The 16,305-nt window shown below is 60.4% G+C and carries 28 protein-coding genes; 9 read left to right on the forward strand and 19 right to left on the reverse strand.

Annotated features, from left to right (window positions below; all coding sequences use genetic code 11):
• Nucleotides 1-10: 10 nt before the first annotated feature.
• From nifV to nifH, 4 genes are all read right to left on the reverse strand, one after another.
• Entirely contained in the window at nt 11-1,198 is a 1,188-nt protein-coding gene (gene nifV / locus IYW40_RS13790; protein ID WP_196401062.1) for a homocitrate synthase, read from the reverse strand.
• Nucleotides 1,199-1,293: 95 nt separating this feature from the next.
• A complete protein-coding gene (locus IYW40_RS13795) occupies nt 1,294-1,614 on the reverse strand; it encodes an iron-sulfur cluster assembly accessory protein (protein ID WP_196400933.1) in 321 nt (106 codons plus the stop codon).
• 137 nt (nt 1,615-1,751) lie between these two features.
• Nucleotides 1,752-2,453: a nitrogen fixation protein NifQ gene (locus IYW40_RS13800; RefSeq protein ID WP_196401063.1), complete on the reverse strand. Its 702-nt coding sequence runs from the start codon at nt 2,451-2,453 to the stop codon at nt 1,752-1,754.
• A gap of 72 nt (nt 2,454-2,525) precedes the next feature.
• On the reverse strand, nt 2,526-3,413 hold the full coding sequence (nifH, locus tag IYW40_RS13805) for a nitrogenase iron protein (protein ID WP_196400934.1): 888 nt from the start codon (nt 3,411-3,413) through the stop codon (nt 2,526-2,528).
• 376 nt (nt 3,414-3,789) lie between these two features.
• On the opposite strand from nifH, the gene IYW40_RS13810 reads away from it, so the two are divergent.
• From IYW40_RS13810 to IYW40_RS13820, 3 genes are read left to right on the forward strand one after another with little or no spacing between them, the layout of a single operon-like run.
• Nucleotides 3,790-4,221, forward strand: coding sequence for a response regulator (locus IYW40_RS13810; protein ID WP_196400935.1), 432 nt, complete (start codon nt 3,790-3,792; stop codon nt 4,219-4,221).
• A 55-nt stretch (nt 4,222-4,276) separates the two neighbouring features.
• Nucleotides 4,277-4,747 (forward strand): ankyrin repeat domain-containing protein, encoded by a 471-nt coding sequence (locus IYW40_RS13815; protein ID WP_196400936.1) that lies wholly within the window; start codon nt 4,277-4,279, stop codon nt 4,745-4,747.
• The gene (locus tag IYW40_RS13820) at nt 4,744-5,184 is read left to right on the forward strand and encodes a SufE family protein (protein ID WP_196400937.1); all 441 of its coding nucleotides are present in this window, start codon (nt 4,744-4,746) and stop codon (nt 5,182-5,184) included. The genes IYW40_RS13815 and IYW40_RS13820 overlap by 4 nt, the downstream gene beginning before the upstream one ends.
• A 14-nt stretch (nt 5,185-5,198) precedes the next feature.
• On the opposite strand, the gene IYW40_RS13825 is transcribed toward IYW40_RS13820, so the two are convergent.
• Nucleotides 5,199-5,549 (reverse strand): (2Fe-2S) ferredoxin domain-containing protein, encoded by a 351-nt coding sequence (locus IYW40_RS13825; RefSeq protein ID WP_014892140.1) that lies wholly within the window; start codon nt 5,547-5,549, stop codon nt 5,199-5,201.
• Between the two features lie 225 nt (nt 5,550-5,774).
• Here IYW40_RS13825 and IYW40_RS13830 point away from each other — a divergent pair, with 225 nt between their 5' ends.
• Both IYW40_RS13830 and IYW40_RS13835 read left to right on the forward strand, forming a co-directional pair.
• Nucleotides 5,775-6,143: an SUF system Fe-S cluster assembly protein gene (locus IYW40_RS13830; protein WP_124740198.1), complete on the forward strand. Its 369-nt coding sequence runs from the start codon at nt 5,775-5,777 to the stop codon at nt 6,141-6,143.
• A gap of 141 nt (nt 6,144-6,284) precedes the next feature.
• Nucleotides 6,285-6,998 (forward strand): dienelactone hydrolase family protein, encoded by a 714-nt coding sequence (locus IYW40_RS13835; protein ID WP_196400938.1) that lies wholly within the window; start codon nt 6,285-6,287, stop codon nt 6,996-6,998.
• A gap of 220 nt (nt 6,999-7,218) precedes the next feature.
• Here the strand turns inward: IYW40_RS13835 and IYW40_RS13840 are convergent, their stop codons facing one another.
• Nucleotides 7,219-7,647, reverse strand: a complete 429-nt coding sequence (locus IYW40_RS13840; RefSeq protein WP_196400939.1) for a Rieske (2Fe-2S) protein — start codon at nt 7,645-7,647, stop codon at nt 7,219-7,221.
• Between the two features lie 161 nt (nt 7,648-7,808).
• On the opposite strand from IYW40_RS13840, the gene IYW40_RS13845 reads away from it, so the two are divergent.
• A complete protein-coding gene (locus IYW40_RS13845) occupies nt 7,809-8,135 on the forward strand; it encodes a hypothetical protein (RefSeq protein WP_196400940.1) in 327 nt (108 codons plus the stop codon).
• Nucleotides 8,136-8,178: 43 nt separating this feature from the next.
• Here the strand turns inward: IYW40_RS13845 and IYW40_RS13850 are convergent, their stop codons facing one another.
• Nucleotides 8,179-8,661, reverse strand: a complete 483-nt coding sequence (locus tag IYW40_RS13850; RefSeq protein ID WP_348644280.1) for a hypothetical protein — start codon at nt 8,659-8,661, stop codon at nt 8,179-8,181.
• Between the two features lie 150 nt (nt 8,662-8,811).
• Here IYW40_RS13850 and IYW40_RS13855 point away from each other — a divergent pair, with 150 nt between their 5' ends.
• The gene (locus IYW40_RS13855) at nt 8,812-9,054 is read left to right on the forward strand and encodes a hypothetical protein (RefSeq protein ID WP_196400942.1); all 243 of its coding nucleotides are present in this window, start codon (nt 8,812-8,814) and stop codon (nt 9,052-9,054) included.
• Between the two features lie 24 nt (nt 9,055-9,078).
• The gene (locus IYW40_RS13860; RefSeq protein ID WP_123174923.1) at nt 9,079-9,345 is read left to right on the forward strand and encodes a hypothetical protein; all 267 of its coding nucleotides are present in this window, start codon (nt 9,079-9,081) and stop codon (nt 9,343-9,345) included.
• A 30-nt stretch (nt 9,346-9,375) separates the two neighbouring features.
• Here IYW40_RS13860 and IYW40_RS13865 read toward each other — a convergent pair whose 3' ends face one another.
• Both IYW40_RS13865 and IYW40_RS13870 read right to left on the reverse strand, forming a co-directional pair.
• Nucleotides 9,376-9,543: a hypothetical protein gene (locus IYW40_RS13865; protein ID WP_014892132.1), complete on the reverse strand. Its 168-nt coding sequence runs from the start codon at nt 9,541-9,543 to the stop codon at nt 9,376-9,378.
• Between the two features lie 35 nt (nt 9,544-9,578).
• Nucleotides 9,579-10,019 (reverse strand): Rieske 2Fe-2S domain-containing protein, encoded by a 441-nt coding sequence (locus IYW40_RS13870; protein ID WP_196401064.1) that lies wholly within the window; start codon nt 10,017-10,019, stop codon nt 9,579-9,581.
• A 213-nt stretch (nt 10,020-10,232) separates the two neighbouring features.
• Here IYW40_RS13870 and IYW40_RS13875 point away from each other — a divergent pair, with 213 nt between their 5' ends.
• Entirely contained in the window at nt 10,233-10,508 is a 276-nt protein-coding gene (locus IYW40_RS13875; protein ID WP_210327290.1) for an aldehyde dehydrogenase, read from the forward strand.
• A 68-nt stretch (nt 10,509-10,576) separates the two neighbouring features.
• On the opposite strand, the gene IYW40_RS13880 is transcribed toward IYW40_RS13875, so the two are convergent.
• The 10 genes from IYW40_RS13880 to nifS all read right to left on the reverse strand — a co-directional run bounded on the left by IYW40_RS13880 (nt 10,577) and on the right by nifS (nt 16,298).
• Nucleotides 10,577-10,807 (reverse strand): hypothetical protein, encoded by a 231-nt coding sequence (locus tag IYW40_RS13880; RefSeq protein WP_175094048.1) that lies wholly within the window; start codon nt 10,805-10,807, stop codon nt 10,577-10,579.
• 14 nt (nt 10,808-10,821) lie between these two features.
• Nucleotides 10,822-11,130: a 2Fe-2S iron-sulfur cluster-binding protein gene (locus IYW40_RS13885; protein WP_109024514.1), complete on the reverse strand. Its 309-nt coding sequence runs from the start codon at nt 11,128-11,130 to the stop codon at nt 10,822-10,824.
• 29 nt (nt 11,131-11,159) lie between these two features.
• Nucleotides 11,160-12,371: a DegT/DnrJ/EryC1/StrS family aminotransferase gene (locus IYW40_RS13890; protein WP_196400944.1), complete on the reverse strand. Its 1,212-nt coding sequence runs from the start codon at nt 12,369-12,371 to the stop codon at nt 11,160-11,162.
• Nucleotides 12,368-12,631 (reverse strand): hypothetical protein, encoded by a 264-nt coding sequence (locus IYW40_RS13895; protein WP_026222712.1) that lies wholly within the window; start codon nt 12,629-12,631, stop codon nt 12,368-12,370. Before IYW40_RS13895 ends, IYW40_RS13890 begins: the two co-directional genes overlap by 4 nt.
• Nucleotides 12,632-12,656: 25 nt before the next feature.
• On the reverse strand, nt 12,657-13,013 hold the full coding sequence (locus IYW40_RS13900) for a hypothetical protein (protein WP_196400945.1): 357 nt from the start codon (nt 13,011-13,013) through the stop codon (nt 12,657-12,659).
• Between the two features lie 17 nt (nt 13,014-13,030).
• Nucleotides 13,031-13,270, reverse strand: coding sequence for a nitrogen fixation protein NifZ (locus IYW40_RS13905; RefSeq protein ID WP_026222711.1), 240 nt, complete (start codon nt 13,268-13,270; stop codon nt 13,031-13,033).
• 11 nt (nt 13,271-13,281) lie between these two features.
• Nucleotides 13,282-13,584 (reverse strand): nitrogen fixation protein NifZ, encoded by a 303-nt coding sequence (locus IYW40_RS13910; protein ID WP_014892123.1) that lies wholly within the window; start codon nt 13,582-13,584, stop codon nt 13,282-13,284.
• A 406-nt stretch (nt 13,585-13,990) separates the two neighbouring features.
• Nucleotides 13,991-14,854, reverse strand: coding sequence for an SIR2 family protein (locus IYW40_RS13915; protein WP_196400946.1), 864 nt, complete (start codon nt 14,852-14,854; stop codon nt 13,991-13,993).
• A 4-nt stretch (nt 14,855-14,858) separates the two neighbouring features.
• A complete protein-coding gene (nifT, locus tag IYW40_RS13920; RefSeq protein WP_018406774.1) occupies nt 14,859-15,074 on the reverse strand; it encodes a putative nitrogen fixation protein NifT in 216 nt (71 codons plus the stop codon).
• Between the two features lie 36 nt (nt 15,075-15,110).
• On the reverse strand, nt 15,111-16,298 hold the full coding sequence (gene nifS / locus IYW40_RS13925; RefSeq protein WP_196400947.1) for a cysteine desulfurase NifS: 1,188 nt from the start codon (nt 16,296-16,298) through the stop codon (nt 15,111-15,113).
• Nucleotides 16,299-16,305 lie beyond the last annotated feature (7 nt).

Genomic DNA, 16,305 nt, shown 5'->3' on the forward strand with positions numbered 1-16,305 from the left:
AGCATGACGCTCACATGCCTCTCGCGTGAGTGCTCGCGCAGACGCTGCGCCAGATCGAGGTCAAGGCCTCGCCGCTGACCGGCCCCTTGTGATCAAGCGCATGGGCGCGCACGCAGGAGACGATCTCGCCGAGTTCCTCAACGCTGACCGCTAAATCCAATTGCCGCAGTATCGCGGTGACGGCCGCCGAGCCGGAATGTTTGCCGATCACGATCTCATGCGCGCGGCCGAGCATGCTTGGATCGAAGGCTTCATAGGTGCGCGGGTCCTTGAGCAGTCCGTCGACATGAATGCCGGATTCATGTGTGAAGACGTGCTCGCCGACGATGGATTTGTTGAGCGGGATCGGCCGTCGCGCCGCGGCGGAGACGAGCGCCGCGACGTTCCGCAATTCGGTGAGCACAATGCCGGTTTCATATTTGTGCAACTGACGCGCCGCCACCGCGACTTCCTCGAGCGGCGCGTTGCCGGCGCGCTCTCCGAGCCCCATCACGGTGACCGAAGCATGCGTCGCGCCCGCCTTGATGCCCGCGAGGGTATTGGCGGTGGCGAGGCCGAGATCGTCATGACAGTGGATTTCGATCTCGAGGGAGCTCTGCGCGCGCAGTTTAGCGATCAGATCGAAAGCGGCGAAAGGATCGAGCACGCTCAACGTGTCGGCGACCCGGAATCGGCGGGCGCCGGCGGCTTGCGCGACGGCCATCGTCTCCATCAGGAATTCGGGCTCGGCGCGCGAAGAATCCTCGCCGCCGACCGCGACGTCGAGACCCTTGTCCCGCGCGTAGGCGACAACGCGCCGCGTCATCTCCAGCGCCTGGGCGCGCCCGCCGCGCAATTTCGCTCTGATTTGAGTCTCGGAGACGGGCACGGAGAGATTGACCATGGAGACGCCCGACGCCAGCGCCGCATCGACGTCCTCGACGCGCATCCGGCACCAGGCGATCGCTCGCAGCGGCAATTGGGCGTCGACGATCGCTCGGATCATCGCGATCTCGACGCCGCCCATCGCTGGCGTTCCGGCTTCGAGTTCGGTAACGCCGGCGCGCGCCAAGGCGCGTGCGATTTCGAGCTTTTCTTCGCAGGTGAAGGCGACGCCCGGGGCCTGTTCGCCGTCCCGAAGCGTGGTGTCGTTCAACACCACATCCAGCGCTCTCGGCGTCGGCGAAGCGACGGGAGGGAGCGAACTCTTTCGGGGCATATGTGTCGTCATCGACTCATACGAACGCTCGAGGCGCCCGCTTCCATGCAACCAAGGAACAACCGCACTACCGCTCCACGCATTCGGGCGCTCCTTCAGTTGAAGGATTTTTGACAGCCGCAGGTGGAGCTTGCGTTGGGATTCTCAAAGGTGAAGCCGGATCCGGCGAGATCCTGACGAAAGCCGAGCGTCATGCCTTCGAGCCGCGGACGCGAGGCCGGATCGATCAGCACGCGTATGCCGTCCGCCTCGACGACGATGTCGTCGTTTCTCTGCTGCGGATCAAGATCGACGACATACTCGTAGCCGGCGCAGCCGCCTTCCTTGACCAGGATGCGCAGACCACCCTCTCGTTGAGAGGCCCGCACCATCGCATCCTTTACCGCGGCGACGGCTGCCTGCGAGACCGTGATCATACTGGAGCCTCCGAGATGAACTTGCCTGTGCCTGTTTCAAGCAATCGACATGCCATCCCCAACGCGGGTAAAAACCGCCAGTCCGACCAGCAAATTAGGAGATTGTCGAAAACTCGACAAAAGTTGTTCGAATGAACTTACACTGTCTGTCCGGCAGGCGTCGCGGGCGATTGCGCTGCCGACGCGACGCGGCTCGTCCCGGTTTCCGCGCCATAGCAGAGCGCGTAATCGGCGCAGTTCGAGCACACGGGCGTGCTGCACATGACGAAACCGTCGTTCTCGCACATCATGCGGTAGATGAATCGCTTCCAGCGCATATTCTTGTCGTTGCGTCGGGCGAGCGGCGCGAAATGGCGCGCCATCAGCCGCGTCAATTCAGATCTGTCGCGAAGCCCGAGGTCCTCCCAAAGATGGTTGGGCTCCATGGCGCGGCGCGCGATCATGGCGGCGAGCCAGCGACCATAGTCGCCCTCGCTGGAGCGATTCTCAAGAAGGAGATTCCGCACCATTTCTATTTCGTCCGCGTCGACGACACTCGTCTCGCGGTCGCCGGAAGATTCGATTCCTCGCGCAGAAAACCAGTGAGAAAAGAGATCGCCGAGTTCAGCGTCCGTCAGACCGGCTTGCGCCGCGAGACTTCCGCCCTCGCCCGACGCTAAGGCGAGGATTGACGCCAGAACGTGGCGGTCGAAATGCGCATCGCCATCGATATTCGCCGCTTCGGGCAAAACGCCAGTCAGATCGCGATAGGCGCTCTCGGCGTCACGGACGCCTGGCCCGCTATCCGTCGCCGTGGATGCGGCGCCGTCGCTCTCGATATTGGGGAAGGCGTGCACCATCACGTCACGCTCCGCTGACAACATAACGTCGACCTCCCGCGTGCGGGAGGTCGACGCTCATGCATTGACGGGTTAGGCGATCGCCTGGAGTTCGGACGCGGTCTTGCCGATCTGGCTCTCATCGACCGCCTTCATGATGCCGTGCTCCATCAGCATATCTTCGAGCTCGTCCATCGTGATCGGCGTGGGGATGATGCCCTTGCCCTGGTTGGCGTGGATCTTCACCGCAAGATTGCGGTAATGATTCGCCTGCTGCGACTCCGGCGCATATTCCAGCACCGTCATGCGGCGCAGCTCGGCGTGCTGCACGATATTGTCGCGCGGCACGAAGTAGATCAGCGTCGTGCCGAGCTTCTTCGCCAGAGCTTCCGCAAGCTCCAGCTCCTTGTCGGTCTGACGCTCGTTGCAGACCAGACCGCCCAGGCGCACGCCGCCGGAATTGGCGTATTTCAAAATGCCCTTGGAGATGTTGTTACCGGCATACATCGCCATCATCTCGCCGGACATGACGATGTAGATTTCCTGCGCCTTGTTCTCGCGGATCGGCATCGCGAAACCGCCGCAGACCACGTCGCCGAGCACATCGTAGGACACATAGTCGATGTCCTCGTAAGCGCCGTTTTCCTCGAGGAAGTTGATCGAGGTGATGACGCCGCGGCCAGCGCAGCCAACTCCAGGCTCCGGTCCGCCCGACTCGACGCAACGAATGTTGAGATAGCCAACCTTCATCACTTCTTCAATTTCCAGATCCTCGACGCTGCCCGCATTGGCGGCGAGGCTCAGGATGGTGTCCTGCGCCTTGGCGTGCAGGATGAGGCGCGTCGAGTCAGCCTTCGGATCGCAGCCGACGATCAAAATGCGATGACCCATCTCGGCCAGAGCGGCGAGCGTGTTCTGGGACGTCGTCGACTTGCCGATGCCCCCTTTGCCATAAAATGCGATTTGCCGTAGTGACGACATGTCTGTCTCCTCTTGAGCCCTTCGACAGCTACCCAGAGTTACTGGGCAGTTCCTATGCATCAGAAACTGGTCGCGGGTTATGGGAAGGAACACATCGCTCGGCGTAACGTAGGCGTGCGTTCAGCCCTCACTCGCATTCGACAGGTAGCAACGGCCGTGCCAGTGCGGCATTAGTGGCTAGTTCTTTGATTTATTGTGATTTGATCAATCGATGAGCGTATCCCACATCGGCTGTTTATGTGAAGGAAGCCGACAGTCACGACATTTGTTGTGAACAGAACATCGCACCCCGCTCGTTGGTCCGCGATATCTGGAACAGAGCTTGCTTCATTAGTTTTGCACGGCATTTGGCGGCGTATCTTCGAAAGGAGCAAGGATGCAGATTGGCGTCGAAACCGCGAAGGCGGTCGATCAACGGCGGGTGTTCGTCCTCGACGAAGACGAGATCGTGCGCGCCGCGCTTCAGTTCATGCTGCACGACGAGATCGAAACCCATGAAATCGCCAGCATCCAGGAAGCCTATGATAAGGGCGTCGGTTGGCTGAAGCCGGATGTCGTTCTGCTCGGCGCTTCCTTTCTAAAGACCAACGGCGTGTCGATCCTTACGGAATTGACGGAGCGTTTCGCCGGCGTGCGCATATTGATCGTCTGCGATAAAGCCGACGAGGCGGTTGCGGTGGACGCCATGAAACATGGCGCGCATGGCATATTGGTGAAACCGCTGAAGATCGAGAATGTGCGGCAGAAGGTTGACACGGTGCTCGGGCGCGGCGGCGCCAAGCCGCTCGTGCAATTAGGACTGCTTTAGTCAATACGCCGACGTCTCGTCGGCGCTGCGATGGAGTGACGGCATTACCCCGCAGTTGACGCAATGGTTGACGACGCAAGGCTTTCGAACGGAAGGCGTGAACGCCGTCGGCGCCGACGGCCTCACGCCGCTTCTTCGAGCGGCGGCAGAGGCGAACGTCGAGGCGTTGCGCGAAATCATTGCAGAGGGCGGGGATCTCGACGCCATGACGCGCGACGGCAACAACGCGGTTTGGTTGGCGTGCAAGCAGGACAGCGTCGCGGCCATCGAGTTGCTCTCCGCCGCCGGGACCAATGTCCACCATCGCAATCCCGACGGCTCGACGGCGCTGATCTATGCGGCTTCCGCAGGCAAGACGGCAGTCGTGACGCTTTTGCTGGCGCTTGGCGCAGATCCCCTGGAAGAGAACGTCGATGGATTTTCGGCGCTTGATCTCGCGGCGAACATCGAATGCCTGAAAATACTGCGCGTTGCGTCGCGCCAGCGCCGTGATCGGCTCAAAGCTGAAGGAATGGTCGAAACATGACGACGATCGACGACATCATCGAAAACTTCTCGCTGCTCGACGATTGGGAAGACCGCTACCGCTATGTCATCGAACTTGGCAAAATGCTCGAGCCGCTTCCTGATGCGTTGAAGAGCGATCAAAATAAAGTCTCCGGCTGCGCCAGCCAAGTCTGGCTGGCGACGACGATTTCCGACGCAAACGGCGGCGAACCGGCGTTGATGATCCGCGGCGACAGCGACGCGCATATCGTGCGCGGCCTTGTTGCAATCTTGCTGGCGCTCTGCTCCGGCAAGACTGGCGCGGAAATCCTGAAGGCGGATCCTGTCGCGTTATTCGAGCGTCTCGGCCTACGCGAACATCTGACGCCGCAGCGCTCCAACGGCTTCAAGTCGATGGTCGGGCGCATCCACGCGGAGGCGCGCGAGTTGCTCGCGGCCTCCAGCGCGGTGTCTTGAACGCTCGGGAGCGCTCAGCGCGACAAGATCATCACCAAGCGGTCGACGCGCTTGCCGCCCTTGAGATGCGAGTCGTAAATCTCGTCAATGTCTTCGGCCGTCGTCGGCCGATACCAGACGCCTTCGGGATACACCACCATCAGGGGCCCCGCTGAGCAAAAGCCCATGCACCCCGCGGAGGTGAAGCCAATTTCGCCGCCGCCGTCCGCTTCGACGCGCTTGCCGAGCCGCTCCCAAAGCGGCTGCGCGCCGAGCGAGCCGCAGCTGCCGCGCGGATGGTTCGGCGGCCGCTGCGTGAAACAAGCAAAGACATGTCGCTTGTAAAGTTGAGGCAGCTCAAATTCTTCTTCAGGCGTATCCGACATACTGCACCGAGCCTTTGTGAGGATTGTAACACGGCGCTCTGTGAGAAATGCGCTTCGTAAACGAAGGCGCTCAACCATGACGCCGCGGACCGTGGACGTGGAATGATTGCAAATTTCAGTCCAGCCTCAGCAAAGCTGACTGGCGCCTTACTTGCTCGTTTGAACTGAGCAGTCGCGAACGCGGCTCGCGCCACGCAGGATACTCAGATGGAACCACGAAGCGACATGACACAGCTTTCCGAGCCGAACAGTCGCGTCGGCCGCAGCGATTCTTCGCCCGAGGCGCAGGCGCTTTATGAAGAAGTCGTCCTTGCGCTGCGGACCGTGTTCGACCCGGAAATTCCGGTGAACATATACGATCTGGGACTGATCTATCGCATCGACGTTATCGATCGACGCGACATCGACATCGACATGACGTTGACGGCGCCGGGCTGCCCCGTCGCCGGCGAAATGGTCGGGATGACGAAGAAGGCTGTCGATGCGGTCGATGGAGTGGCGAGCGTAAAAATCAATCTCGTGTTCGATCCGCCGTGGCATCAGAGCATGATGAGCGACGAAGCGAAGCTGGAATTGGGATTTTTCGACTCCTGAGTCGAGAGCCACTTGGCGAAACGTCAAACGATGCGTCTCGTCATGCAGGCATGATATTCGCAATGGGATGTGCAGGCGTGACATGATTCCGCCGTCTCTCGTTCGAGAGCTTCCGTCACTTTGCTGCACATCGAGGCCGTCATGATCGAACTCACTTCCGGAGATGGGCGCAGTTTTTCCGCCTATCGAGCCGAACCCACTGATGCTCCCAAGGGCGCCGTCGTGGTGCTGCCGGACGTCTACGGCGTCACGCCACATCTGCAAAAGGAAGTCGAAGGCTTCGCAGCAGAGGGCTATGTCGCGATCGCGCCAGCGCTTGCGCCTCAGGAGGGCGAGAGCGACGGCGCTTCCGTCACGACCGCCTTACAAGATATTCAAGCCACTATCGACGCCGTGAAGGGCGTCGGCAAGGTGGCGATCGTCGGCTATGATTGGGGCGGCTATCTCGCCTATGTTTCGGCCAATAGTCTCAGCGACGTCGCCTGTGCGATCAGCTATTATCCGGCCGGAATTTCAGAGGAACGCTGGGTGAAGCGCAAAATTCCGACGCTGCTGCACCTGCCCGAGAATGATCCGTCGTTGCCGATGGAAGAAATCGTCCAATTTCGCGCGCAGCGACCCGACGTAAGCGCCTTCTCCTATCCCGAGGCCCGCAACGGCTTCAATTTCGACGCCGCGGAGAGTTTCAACGAAGCCGCCGCGCAATCGGCGCGCGAGCGCACTTTGTTTTGGATCTCGCAATATGTCGAGGGTCAGAAGCCGATCGCGCTGAAGAACTCCGGCTCCTATGCGCAGGCCAAGGTCGACAAGAAAAAGAAGAAGAGCGGCGATGACATGGGTCCGCCGGACGCGTGAGGACGCGCTTCGCCGCAAGCGTCTTGGCGCATGCGGCGCCGTCGTCCAACGAACGCGCCCGACAAACTTTTGATTACGAGGTTACGACGAAGGGTTCGTCGTTTCGCGGTTGGTTTGAATCCTCGCGCAACACCGGCGCACGGCCGTCAATGTGATGCAGGAAGGCGGCGCCTTCTCGAACGCTCCGCCCATAAGCATGATCGACGCTGGCGGTGTCGCCTCAGTCAGACGTGATCATGACTTCGGGAGCCTCGTCCGGCTCTTCGAGACCCAGCCCATCCTCCTCTGCGAGCTCCACGCCGGTGAGGCAAACGTCGCCGTCGTCAATCACGATTTGAATGGATTGCAACTTCTTGCCCTGGCAGGGACCGATGAAGCAATGTCCCGTGTCGAGATCGAACTGCGCCTGGTGATGGCCGCAGGTGAGGAAATTCCCTTCTTCGTCGAGAAAATGCCCTGGCTCCGAGTCGAGACGCTCGCCCTTATGCGGACAGGCGTTCTCGAAACCGTAGAAATTATTGCCTTTGCGCGTGATCAGGATCGACCAGGGCTTTGGCGCGCCGGTCTCCTCGATCCGCATCAGAATGAAGCCCGTGGCGTCGCCATCCTCGATCTCGCCCGTCTGACAAATCGCATAGAGTTCGTTCATCCGCCGGCTCCTCGTTTGGCGCGCACCTTGCAAAACAACACTGTCTCAGCGACGCGCCCTACCCGTGCAATTGACGAGCCATGCGTTGCGCGCTGTGATGCAAGGATTGAAGCCCATCAGAACTTCTGGCCAAAAGATCCGGCCAACAAGGAGTGACGATCATGAGCGTCATCGAACATGATTTCGGCTTGTCGAACCGCCTCACCGAGCGGCGCTTCGGAAAATTGCTGGAACTCGACGCGCTGCATGAGGCGAATATTCGCGCCAATCCGCTGCCCTATCTCGAACGCGCCAGCGAGCGCATCTTCCGCCTGCAAGCCGCTATGTTCGAGGCGATCCAGGCCGCCAAGCCGCCAACGCCCGGCTGCCCGGCGTCGGATGCGGAGAATGTCCTGGTCGACAAGGCGGAGTATCAGCGTCTGAAAACCTGTGTCGCCTTGCTGGAAAAAGCCTACGCCGATTATGGAGCGCAAGACGAGAGCGCCTAGAGCGCGGCGCGAGACGCGCCCGCACCACGCTTTGAAAGCGATCTCAGGCGGCTTTGGCTTCCGCCGCCGGCTCCCATTTGTAGAGCTCCGCGCCGTCTTCCTTCTTTGTCACGGAGAAGCCGCAGCCTTTGAGTTCCGCAGCTAACCCCTGCGCGTCGCCGGCTTTCACTTCGACATAGACCGGCGCATTGCGCTTCAATATCGCGTCGATCAGCACTTTAAATGCGCCGTTCTCGCGATGGTCGGCGGACACCGCCGCCAGCGAGACGTTGATTGTTTCAGTGTTGCGCAGACCCCAATCGAGTTCATCGCGACGCGCCAATAAGGCCCCGACGACATTACGCTTCGCATCGAGAATAACCGGCGAGAATTCGGCCGTGCAGCACTTCATGATTTCCGTCAGCGCCCGCTCCTGATCGCTTTCGCTTTCAATCGAACACGGAATGTCGGCAGCCGTTTGCCGCATCAAGGCCCAAAGGTCTTTCATGTCGTCAAGCGATGCATTTCTATGCGCGAGGTCAGCCACCTGCTTCTCCTTCGATTGCGCGCTTGGGTGCATTGCGCGCGAACATGCCTTTTGCAAGCAAGTCTCGTTCCCGCTGCAGCGCCGAAGGCATTGGCAAGAAACTTGCTGCCCTCCGGCGAGAGGGATTCAAACATCAACGCGAGAGGGAACATGGCTGCCGAAGGCTTTTTCATCGACTGGGACGGCAACGCGCGTAGCACGAGCGATCCAGGCGGCGGCTATTTATGCGAAGCCGATACAGTGGCGCGCTATGTGGCGATCATGACCAAGAGCGGCGCGCTCATGCATGAAGGCACCTATTACAAAACCCTCGCCGACATTGAAAAGGCTGGCATCAAGGCGTCGCTCGTCCCCGGATCGCATCCCTGGGGAAGCAAGGCGGAAGGTTTTTGATCCATCGCAACGGGAGCTGCGCTCATGCTGCCGACGACCATTCTGATCGATGAAGACCCGCGCTGCGTAGTCCGCCCGATCGACACGAAGGACCTCAATCGATTCTTGCGCAACGGTAAGGCGTTTCTACTCGCCGAAAAGCCGGCCGGGAAAGTGACGCATCGCGCTGCGACGGAAGCCGAGCAGATCCGGTGGCGCGAAGCTTTCGCGCTGCATAAGGCATGGGGCGGCGACGACGAGGCTTTCTTCGGAATACCGCTGCACGAAGAAACTTCAGCAAACCCCGATTGAAAGCTCAGGCGACAGCCGGGAGGCTAACCTTCACTCGTCGAGACTCGGCGCGAGGATGACTTCCGCCGGAGCGCCTGGCCCCTGGCCCTCGACGAAGTCCAATCCGCTGACGCGAGAAAGCCCGCCGTCGCTGTCGATCAGCACAACGGCCTCCTGCGGCAACTCCGCCAATTTCACGATCAATTCAGCCACGGTCATCAGGTGCCTTTCATACTTGCCATCCGCTGCGCCACTCAGCCTGGATGGATCATGATCTCCATCGTTTCGTCCAGATCGTCGTCGTCGGAAATCTCTTCTTCGGCGAGTTTGACGCCACACAGGCACACATCGCCATCCATGACGACGAGCGCGACGGGCTCAATCATTTTATCCACGCATGGCCCCGTGACGCACACACCCGTTTCTACGTCGAATTCGGCCTTATGCCTGCCGCAACGTAATCTTTGACCGTCCTCGCTAAAGAATCTGCCGTCGCCGATGTTGAGCCAGGAGCCCTGGTGCGGGCAGATGTTCACATAGCCCACGCATTGATCGTTTTCCGTCCGAACGACGAAAATCGAAAAGGGGCGCGTTTCTCCTTCATCCGTGACACGTGACAGGCTGAAGGGCGCCGCCTGGCCGCGCTCCAGACTGTCAAGCGCGCAAATGACGTAGAGATTCACATCGCCCTGCATGCCAAAATCTCCGTCGTCGTCTATCCGCTCCGTCGCACGCACATCGTGCTCCAGAGCGGAAATTTCGGCGCGCGACAATGTCTGAAAGAGAACATCCTTCCTCGCGCAGCGTTCAAGGCGCGAACAAGCATTATTCTTGCCGAACCGTCCGCCAAGCGCGATTATTGCTTCGTCGTAGGAATCGATGGCTTTCAGCGGAGGCGAAAAGTGGTCATGCTCCAGGTTGACGAACGCAATCAAGACGATCTTTCGCGCCTTGCCGGGTGCTACCTCTACGCCGGGACGCAGATCAGCATCGAAGACGGCATCGTGCATCGCGAAGACGGCCCCGCGGTGATTTTTCCCGATGGCGTGGTGCGTTGGTATTTGCGCGGCAAGGAAGTCAGCCGCGCCGTCAATTCGCTTTTTTACGACAACAAATGGCCCCTTGCGAAGGGACTCGATACGGCCGAAAAGCGCGCCCGTTTCGCCGAAACCTTCCTGACCTGAAACCAAGCTTCCCTTCCGCAATGCGTCCTTCGCGGAAGGGATCCTTTTACGCGATGCGATCGGCCGGATCAGGCCGCCGCAGTGTTGGCGGCGATGCTCGCGCGCAGTTCTTCGAGCTTGTCGCGCGTAATGCGGAACACGCCACGACCGCCAGAAAGCGCCTGATAGCCGTCGGGCGCGTTCAGACTGACCCAGTCGAACCAAGCCTGTGCGGAATTCGGCGTCGGCCGCTCGCTGATTTCAACGACGCCGCCGTCAGGCGCAAAGCGGACATGAAGCATGACGATGTCGGAAGACATTTCTCCCTCCTCCCTTATAAGCCCGACGCGAAGCCGAGCAGTTCAACCTTGACGTTTTCCGTGCCGAGAATCTTCGCCTGGCACGCCAGGCGGGACTTCGAGCCGATGCCAACGATGGTGTCGAGCCTTTCGTTCTCTTCGCGCGCGATCTTCGAAATGCCCTTGCGGCCTTCATGCACGTAGATGTGGCAAGAGCCGCATTGCGCTTTTCCTTCGCACTTGTGATTGATCTCCTCGCCGCTCGACATGATGATCTGCAGCAAGGTCGCGCCCTCGGCGGCGTCCACCGTCTTTCCGGAGGGCATGATGGTTACGGTCGGCATTTCGATACTCCTGGTTGGCATTTAGACGATTAGTAAATGGCGGCGCCCGCGCCGACATTGATCGACGCTTCCTTCATCGTCTGCACGATGAATGCGATTTGGCGCTCTTGCAGATGGACGTGGAAAGGCATCGCGACGGCGCGGTCCGAAACCTTTTCGGTGACGAGAAAGCTGCCGCGACGATAGCCGTAGTCGAAATAGCGCCGTTGCGTATGCAAGGGATTGCTGTAGGCGGCGGCTTCCACCTTTTCGACGAGCAAATCCTCGACGATCGAGTCCCGGCTGGATTTGCTGAAGCGCGTGCCGAGGTGAACGACGTAAAGGAACCAGTGCACTTCATCGACCTCTGGCCCGATGAAGGGATCCTTGATGCCTTCGAAGGATTTGACGTGCTTGAAGTAGTAGTGCTCGATGAGCTTACGCTTCTCGAGGATTTCTTCGAGCCTTCGCAGCTGCGCCAAGCCCAGCGCCGCGCTCATGTCGCTCATCGCCGCCTGATAGGGCGCGCTGGAGCCCACCACGACCGACGCTCGCTCGCTCGGTCTATGCGCGCGGAAGCGCCGCATCGCCACCGCGACGTCGATGTCGTCGGTGACCACCATGCCGCCTTCGCCGCAGACCAACGGCCCCGGCTGCGAGAAATCGAACACCGAGGCGTCCCCGAACGTGCCGACCAGCGCGCCCTTGTATTTGGAGCCGATTGCTTCGGTGGAGTCTTCGAGCAGCACGAGCCGATGCTTGGTTGCGATGTCGCGCAGCTCCGCCCATTGCGCCGGATGGCCGTTGGTGTTGCTCGCCACGATCGCGCGCGTTTTGTCGGTGATCAGCGCCTCGATTTTTCCGCTCGCGATGACGCCGGACCAATAGTCGATGTCGGCGAACACCGGCTTGGCGCCAGCAAGCGCGATCGCATGCACGGTTTCGCGGAAGGAATGCGGAGAGGCGATCACTTCATCGCCCGGACCGATCTCGTAGGCGGCGAGCGCGAGCAGCAGCCCCATCGTGCCGCTTGGCGCAGCCACCGCGTATTTGCGCCCGAGATAGGCGGCGAAGGCGGCTTCGAAAGCCTCCATCACGGGTCCGCTGGACAAGCGGCTGGAGCGCAGCACCGCCTCGACCGCGGCGATGTCGTCGAGCGTGATGTCGGGGTCGGAAAGGGGGATGAGATCGCCGCCCAAGGCCTCAGCGGGAACCGGCGGCTTCGCTTCGAGTTTATCGTCCACTTGGGCCCGCGCATTCATCGCAAACTCCCCCGAAAGGCGACGATAACGCCGGTGGCGCGCGCCGGATCGTCGGTAACCGTCACGCAATGATCGGCGCCGTCCAGCAGATGCACGTCGCAGGTCGTGAAGCTGCGAAAGGGCGTTTCGATCACGTCCGACACGTCGCAGCGCGTCCAGGAGAGATGGGAGAATTTGGCGCGCAACTCCGACAGCGCCGGCGTTGCCTCGGCCCCAAGCAATCTTTCGATCTCTGTCAGTTCCACGTCGCTGATCGCCATCATCTATCCTCTGTCGAGATCGAACTCACTGCCAGAAGCGCCGCTCGGCGTCTTCTTTGAGATGGTCGAGCAACTCCGCAAGTCGTAGAAACTCGCTGTCCAGCTCCCACACGCCGATTGCATGGTCCTTGCGAAGAAGGCGCCAATTGCCTTTGCGTTCGTCGAAGAGCACCAAGGCGATGTCGATGACGCCGCCATCCGGATCGACGTTCCGAGAACAACACGGGCTTTGAATGCGATAGCCGTTCGCAGTTTTCGTCACGACTGGCGTGACATAGCGGTAGCGACGCCGTTGTTCCAAGGCGCGCACGATGCGCTTGTAGTCGAATTCATTCGGCTGAGCCGATGCGGCGCCACCGAGTGTCGTGACCGTCGATCGCATGCTCGCCATCGCTCCTCTTACAAGGGCGCGATCTCTTCCTCGAGACAACCGACGACACGGCCGTCGGGAAATTCAACGAGATAGATCGGCGTATTCGTATCAGTATGCGATCCGACCTGCACGATTTCGCCCAAACCGCCGTTGGCGACGAGCAGCGCCTCCGGTTTCTCGTCCGGATAACTCCCATCATTGACCAGATCGACGAGCGTCTTCACTCGCTGACCCCATTGATATTTCGGCATTCGTGGTTCGAACACGTTCACACTCCTCAAGGCAGCGGGAGATCGACGTCATCGCGCGGATTAGCCGACTCGAGTTCCTTGCGCTTCATGCCGACGCGATTGCCGCTTTCGGTGAACTCAATCCCGTAGATATAGAATTGTTGGAGAAAGGTGCCGATGCTCACGACGTAGCCTTCCTCGCCTTTCTTGGCGAGAACCTCGCCGATCTCCTTACCGGCGTATGTCCCGTCGTTGCGGATCGTGCGCTTCGCCTTCACTTTCTCGCCGAAGGAAAAGACGGGCGGCGCAGTCAGTTCACAAACTTCACTGTCGCGAACGATGTTGCTCATCGCTGTCTTCTTCCGTGGTGTCGGCCTGCAGTTGCACGCTGCTCAAGCCGCCGGGAATCGTCTCGTCATCGACCTGAGTCGGCGCCGTCGAACTGCGTGACGGAACCGCAAAGTCACATTTGTCGCTTCGCCGGACAAGAGGCAACATGCGTGCCACGCTGTAGTGTGAAGAGGCCAACCGAAAAGGGGCTGCAGGCCTGTACCTTTGCCGACAAGCGAGACATGGCAGTCAAGAATGAATGTAAAAAATGCAACATCGGTCGAAATTTGTTTGGCTACGCTTCTGCGTTGAAGGCGCGACGGCAGTTTCGGCCATGCATGTTCCGCCGAACGCGCACAAAATCACCTAGCGCTTTGGCAGGCTCGCCCGCCGCCGCGCCAGGCGTAAGAGTAAGGCAACGATCCCTTAGCGGATCAGGATCTCGCAAGCGCGATCGATCGGCAGCGCGATCGGTATGATGCCCTGGATGGTGAGGAACTTCAGCTCGTTTTTCGTCAGCACGGCCGGGTCGACGATGGCGTGATGCGTCGTCGTCGAGCGCTTCATGATCTGCCGGGCGTACGTGCGCAACAATTGATCGTGGAAGCGACAGCCAACAAACAGGAAGCTGCGCTCGGAGCGGCGATTCTTTACCGCTTCGGGCAAGGGCGTCTGAATGTCGATCTCTGTCAGCACCTCGACGTAATCCGCGTCGGAGATCAGAAAATTCTTGGCGGGCGCAATGCTGCCATGCGGCTTATAGAGGACGGTCTTCCAGGCGTCGGCTTTTTCCTTGGTGGATTCCGTTCCGTCGGCTTCGTAGAACCGGTACCAACGGTCCTCTCCGATGCCGGCGCGGGTGATGCCCTGGATCTCGCCCCAGTCGCTACGGCCTTCGAGCGCCGAACGCATCGTCGCGTCGTACCAGCTGTCAACGATCATCGGCAGCTGCAGCGACGCAAGGTAGACGTGCAGCGGCGTCGGCGCGATGCCGTCGTTAAAGGCCTGCGACATCAATGTCGAGACGGTCGAACGATGCTTCATGTTCTCGATGTGCTGCGCGCTTGCCCAGCAGTTGCCCTTGGCGCGTTTTGGCAGCGCAACCTTTGTCCCGAAAAACGCGGCGAGCGTCTCGGGCGTCATCGGCACCTCGGTGGGCGTGAGCTGCGTCAACCCAGGACCGATATAGGGAATAACGGTCCCCGTCTTCAGCTCAGCGGCGATTTTGCCGAGCGCTTCCTCAGCCTTCTCGCCTTCAAGGAGGACATAGCTGTCAAATGGCGCGTTCATCGCTTCACTCCCCTTCGCCGCGCTTGCGCGCATTGACCGTTATCGGAAGCGAAGTGCCGGCCGCCATTTCGGGAAGATCGAGAACCCAGCCGTTGGCGATCTTGATCCAGCCGCCCCACAAACTCTCGTGCTCGGTTTCGACGATCGGCTCTTCCAGGTCCTTTTTGGGGACGTAGATCGACAAGCCGGTCTCTGGCGAACGGCGGATCATGATCTTCATTACATCGACTCCTTTGGCGCGGTCATCGCGCCCGCGCTAGTTCGTGAGCAGCTGCGCTTCCGTATGGCGCGAGGCCCGCGCGATTTCCCTTAACTTGGCGACGATGCCGGGCAGCGTCTCCAGCACATCGTCGATCTCTTCAATCGTGTTTTCTCGCGACAGGGAGAAGCGTATCGCGCCATGCAAGGCCTCATCCGGCACGTTCATCGCGCGCAGCACATGCGAAGGCTCGGTCGATCCCGCTGTGCAGGCCGAGCCAGTTGAGGCGGCGATGCCGGCGCGATCCAAATGGGTCAATATCGCTTCGCCCTCGATGTCGGAAAAGGCGATATTGGACGTGTTGACGAGCCGATTGTCGACGTCGCCGGAAACCTGACACTGGCCGATCCGCTGCGTCACGCCGGCTTCGAGCCTGTCACGCAAGGCCGCGATATGGACGGCGTCTTCTTGCAGGCGCAATCGCGCCAATTCGGCGGCGGCGCCCAGTCCGACGATCCCCGGTGTGTTCTCCGTCCCGCCGCGGCGCGCCCGTTCCTGATGGCCGCCGCGAAGGAACGGAGCGAATTTCGTTCCCTTACGCACATAAAGCGCGCCAATTCCCTTCGGGCCATGCAGCTTATGCCCGGACAGCGAAAGGAAATCGATCTGCGTCGTTTTCAGATCGATCGGAATCTTGCCGACCGCCTGCACAGCGTCGGTATGAAACAAAGCGCCTGCCTCATGCGCGAGACGCGCCAGCTCTTCGACGGGAAACAGCGTGCCGGTTTCGTTGTTCGCCCACATCGCCGAGACGATCGCGGTCTTCGGCCCCAGCGCTGCGCGAAAGGCGTCGAGATCGATGCGCCCGCGCGCATCGACGCGAATGAGATGCACGGTGACGCCGCGAGTCTTTTGCAGATGTTCGACGAGCGACAGGATCGCCGGATGCTCGACGGCGGTGGTCACGATCTCGTCGCGACCCTCGCGCGCCGCGAGCCCGGCCAAGATCGCCGCATTGTCCGATTCCGTACCGCCTGAGGTGAACACGATTTCGTGATCATGCGCCGCGCCGAGCAGCGCCTGTACGCTGCGCCGCGCCTCCCGGACCGCGCCCGAGACCTCGACGCCGAAGCCGTGCGATGACGAAGCGTTGCCGAATTCCTCGCTGAAAAACGGCAGCATCTTCGCCACGACCTCAGGGTCGGCGCGCGTCGTCGCGTTATTGTCGAGATAGACGCGCCGCATCGACACT

The organism is Methylocystis sp. H4A (assembly GCF_015709545.1).
Classification (GTDB): domain Bacteria; phylum Pseudomonadota; class Alphaproteobacteria; order Rhizobiales; family Beijerinckiaceae; genus Methylocystis; species Methylocystis silviterrae.

Bases quoted from the DNA above. Each gene is read 5' to 3' on its own strand.
- IYW40_RS13885 (WP_109024514.1), bottom strand. From the start codon at position 11,130: ATGCCGACCGTAACCATCATGCCCTCCGGAAAGACGGTGGACGCCGCC.
- IYW40_RS13830 (WP_124740198.1), top strand. From the start codon at position 5,775: ATGACACAGCTTTCCGAGCCGAACAGTCGCGTCGGCCGCAGCGATTCT.
- IYW40_RS13900 (WP_196400945.1), bottom strand. From the start codon at position 13,013: ATGCGATCGACGGTCACGACACTCGGTGGCGCCGCATCGGCTCAGCCG.
- IYW40_RS13910 (WP_014892123.1), bottom strand. From the start codon at position 13,584: ATGAGCAACATCGTTCGCGACAGTGAAGTTTGTGAACTGACTGCGCCG.
- IYW40_RS13890 (WP_196400944.1), bottom strand. From the start codon at position 12,371: ATGAATGCGCGGGCCCAAGTGGACGATAAACTCGAAGCGAAGCCGCCG.
- nifT (WP_018406774.1), bottom strand. From the start codon at position 15,074: ATGAAGATCATGATCCGCCGTTCGCCAGAGACCGGCTTGTCGATCTAC.
- IYW40_RS13795 (WP_196400933.1), bottom strand. From the start codon at position 1,614: ATGATCACGGTCTCGCAGGCAGCCGTCGCCGCGGTAAAGGATGCGATG.
- IYW40_RS13875 (WP_210327290.1), top strand. From the start codon at position 10,233: ATGCTCCAGGTTGACGAACGCAATCAAGACGATCTTTCGCGCCTTGCC.
- IYW40_RS13880 (WP_175094048.1), bottom strand. From the start codon at position 10,807: ATGTCTTCCGACATCGTCATGCTTCATGTCCGCTTTGCGCCTGACGGC.
- IYW40_RS13860 (WP_123174923.1), top strand. From the start codon at position 9,079: ATGCTGCCGACGACCATTCTGATCGATGAAGACCCGCGCTGCGTAGTC.
- IYW40_RS13835 (WP_196400938.1), top strand. From the start codon at position 6,285: ATGATCGAACTCACTTCCGGAGATGGGCGCAGTTTTTCCGCCTATCGA.
- IYW40_RS13915 (WP_196400946.1), bottom strand. From the start codon at position 14,854: ATGAACGCGCCATTTGACAGCTATGTCCTCCTTGAAGGCGAGAAGGCT.
- nifH (WP_196400934.1), bottom strand. From the start codon at position 3,413: ATGTCGTCACTACGGCAAATCGCATTTTATGGCAAAGGGGGCATCGGC.
- IYW40_RS13865 (WP_014892132.1), bottom strand. From the start codon at position 9,543: ATGACCGTGGCTGAATTGATCGTGAAATTGGCGGAGTTGCCGCAGGAG.
- IYW40_RS13855 (WP_196400942.1), top strand. From the start codon at position 8,812: ATGGCTGCCGAAGGCTTTTTCATCGACTGGGACGGCAACGCGCGTAGC.
- IYW40_RS13810 (WP_196400935.1), top strand. From the start codon at position 3,790: ATGCAGATTGGCGTCGAAACCGCGAAGGCGGTCGATCAACGGCGGGTG.
- IYW40_RS13845 (WP_196400940.1), top strand. From the start codon at position 7,809: ATGAGCGTCATCGAACATGATTTCGGCTTGTCGAACCGCCTCACCGAG.
- nifV (WP_196401062.1), bottom strand. From the start codon at position 1,198: ATGCCCCGAAAGAGTTCGCTCCCTCCCGTCGCTTCGCCGACGCCGAGA.
- nifS (WP_196400947.1), bottom strand. From the start codon at position 16,298: ATGCGGCGCGTCTATCTCGACAATAACGCGACGACGCGCGCCGACCCT.
- IYW40_RS13820 (WP_196400937.1), top strand. From the start codon at position 4,744: ATGACGACGATCGACGACATCATCGAAAACTTCTCGCTGCTCGACGAT.
- IYW40_RS13840 (WP_196400939.1), bottom strand. From the start codon at position 7,647: ATGAACGAACTCTATGCGATTTGTCAGACGGGCGAGATCGAGGATGGC.
- IYW40_RS13895 (WP_026222712.1), bottom strand. From the start codon at position 12,631: ATGGCGATCAGCGACGTGGAACTGACAGAGATCGAAAGATTGCTTGGG.
- IYW40_RS13825 (WP_014892140.1), bottom strand. From the start codon at position 5,549: ATGTCGGATACGCCTGAAGAAGAATTTGAGCTGCCTCAACTTTACAAG.
- IYW40_RS13870 (WP_196401064.1), bottom strand. From the start codon at position 10,019: ATGCAGGGCGATGTGAATCTCTACGTCATTTGCGCGCTTGACAGTCTG.
- IYW40_RS13800 (WP_196401063.1), bottom strand. From the start codon at position 2,453: ATGGTGCACGCCTTCCCCAATATCGAGAGCGACGGCGCCGCATCCACG.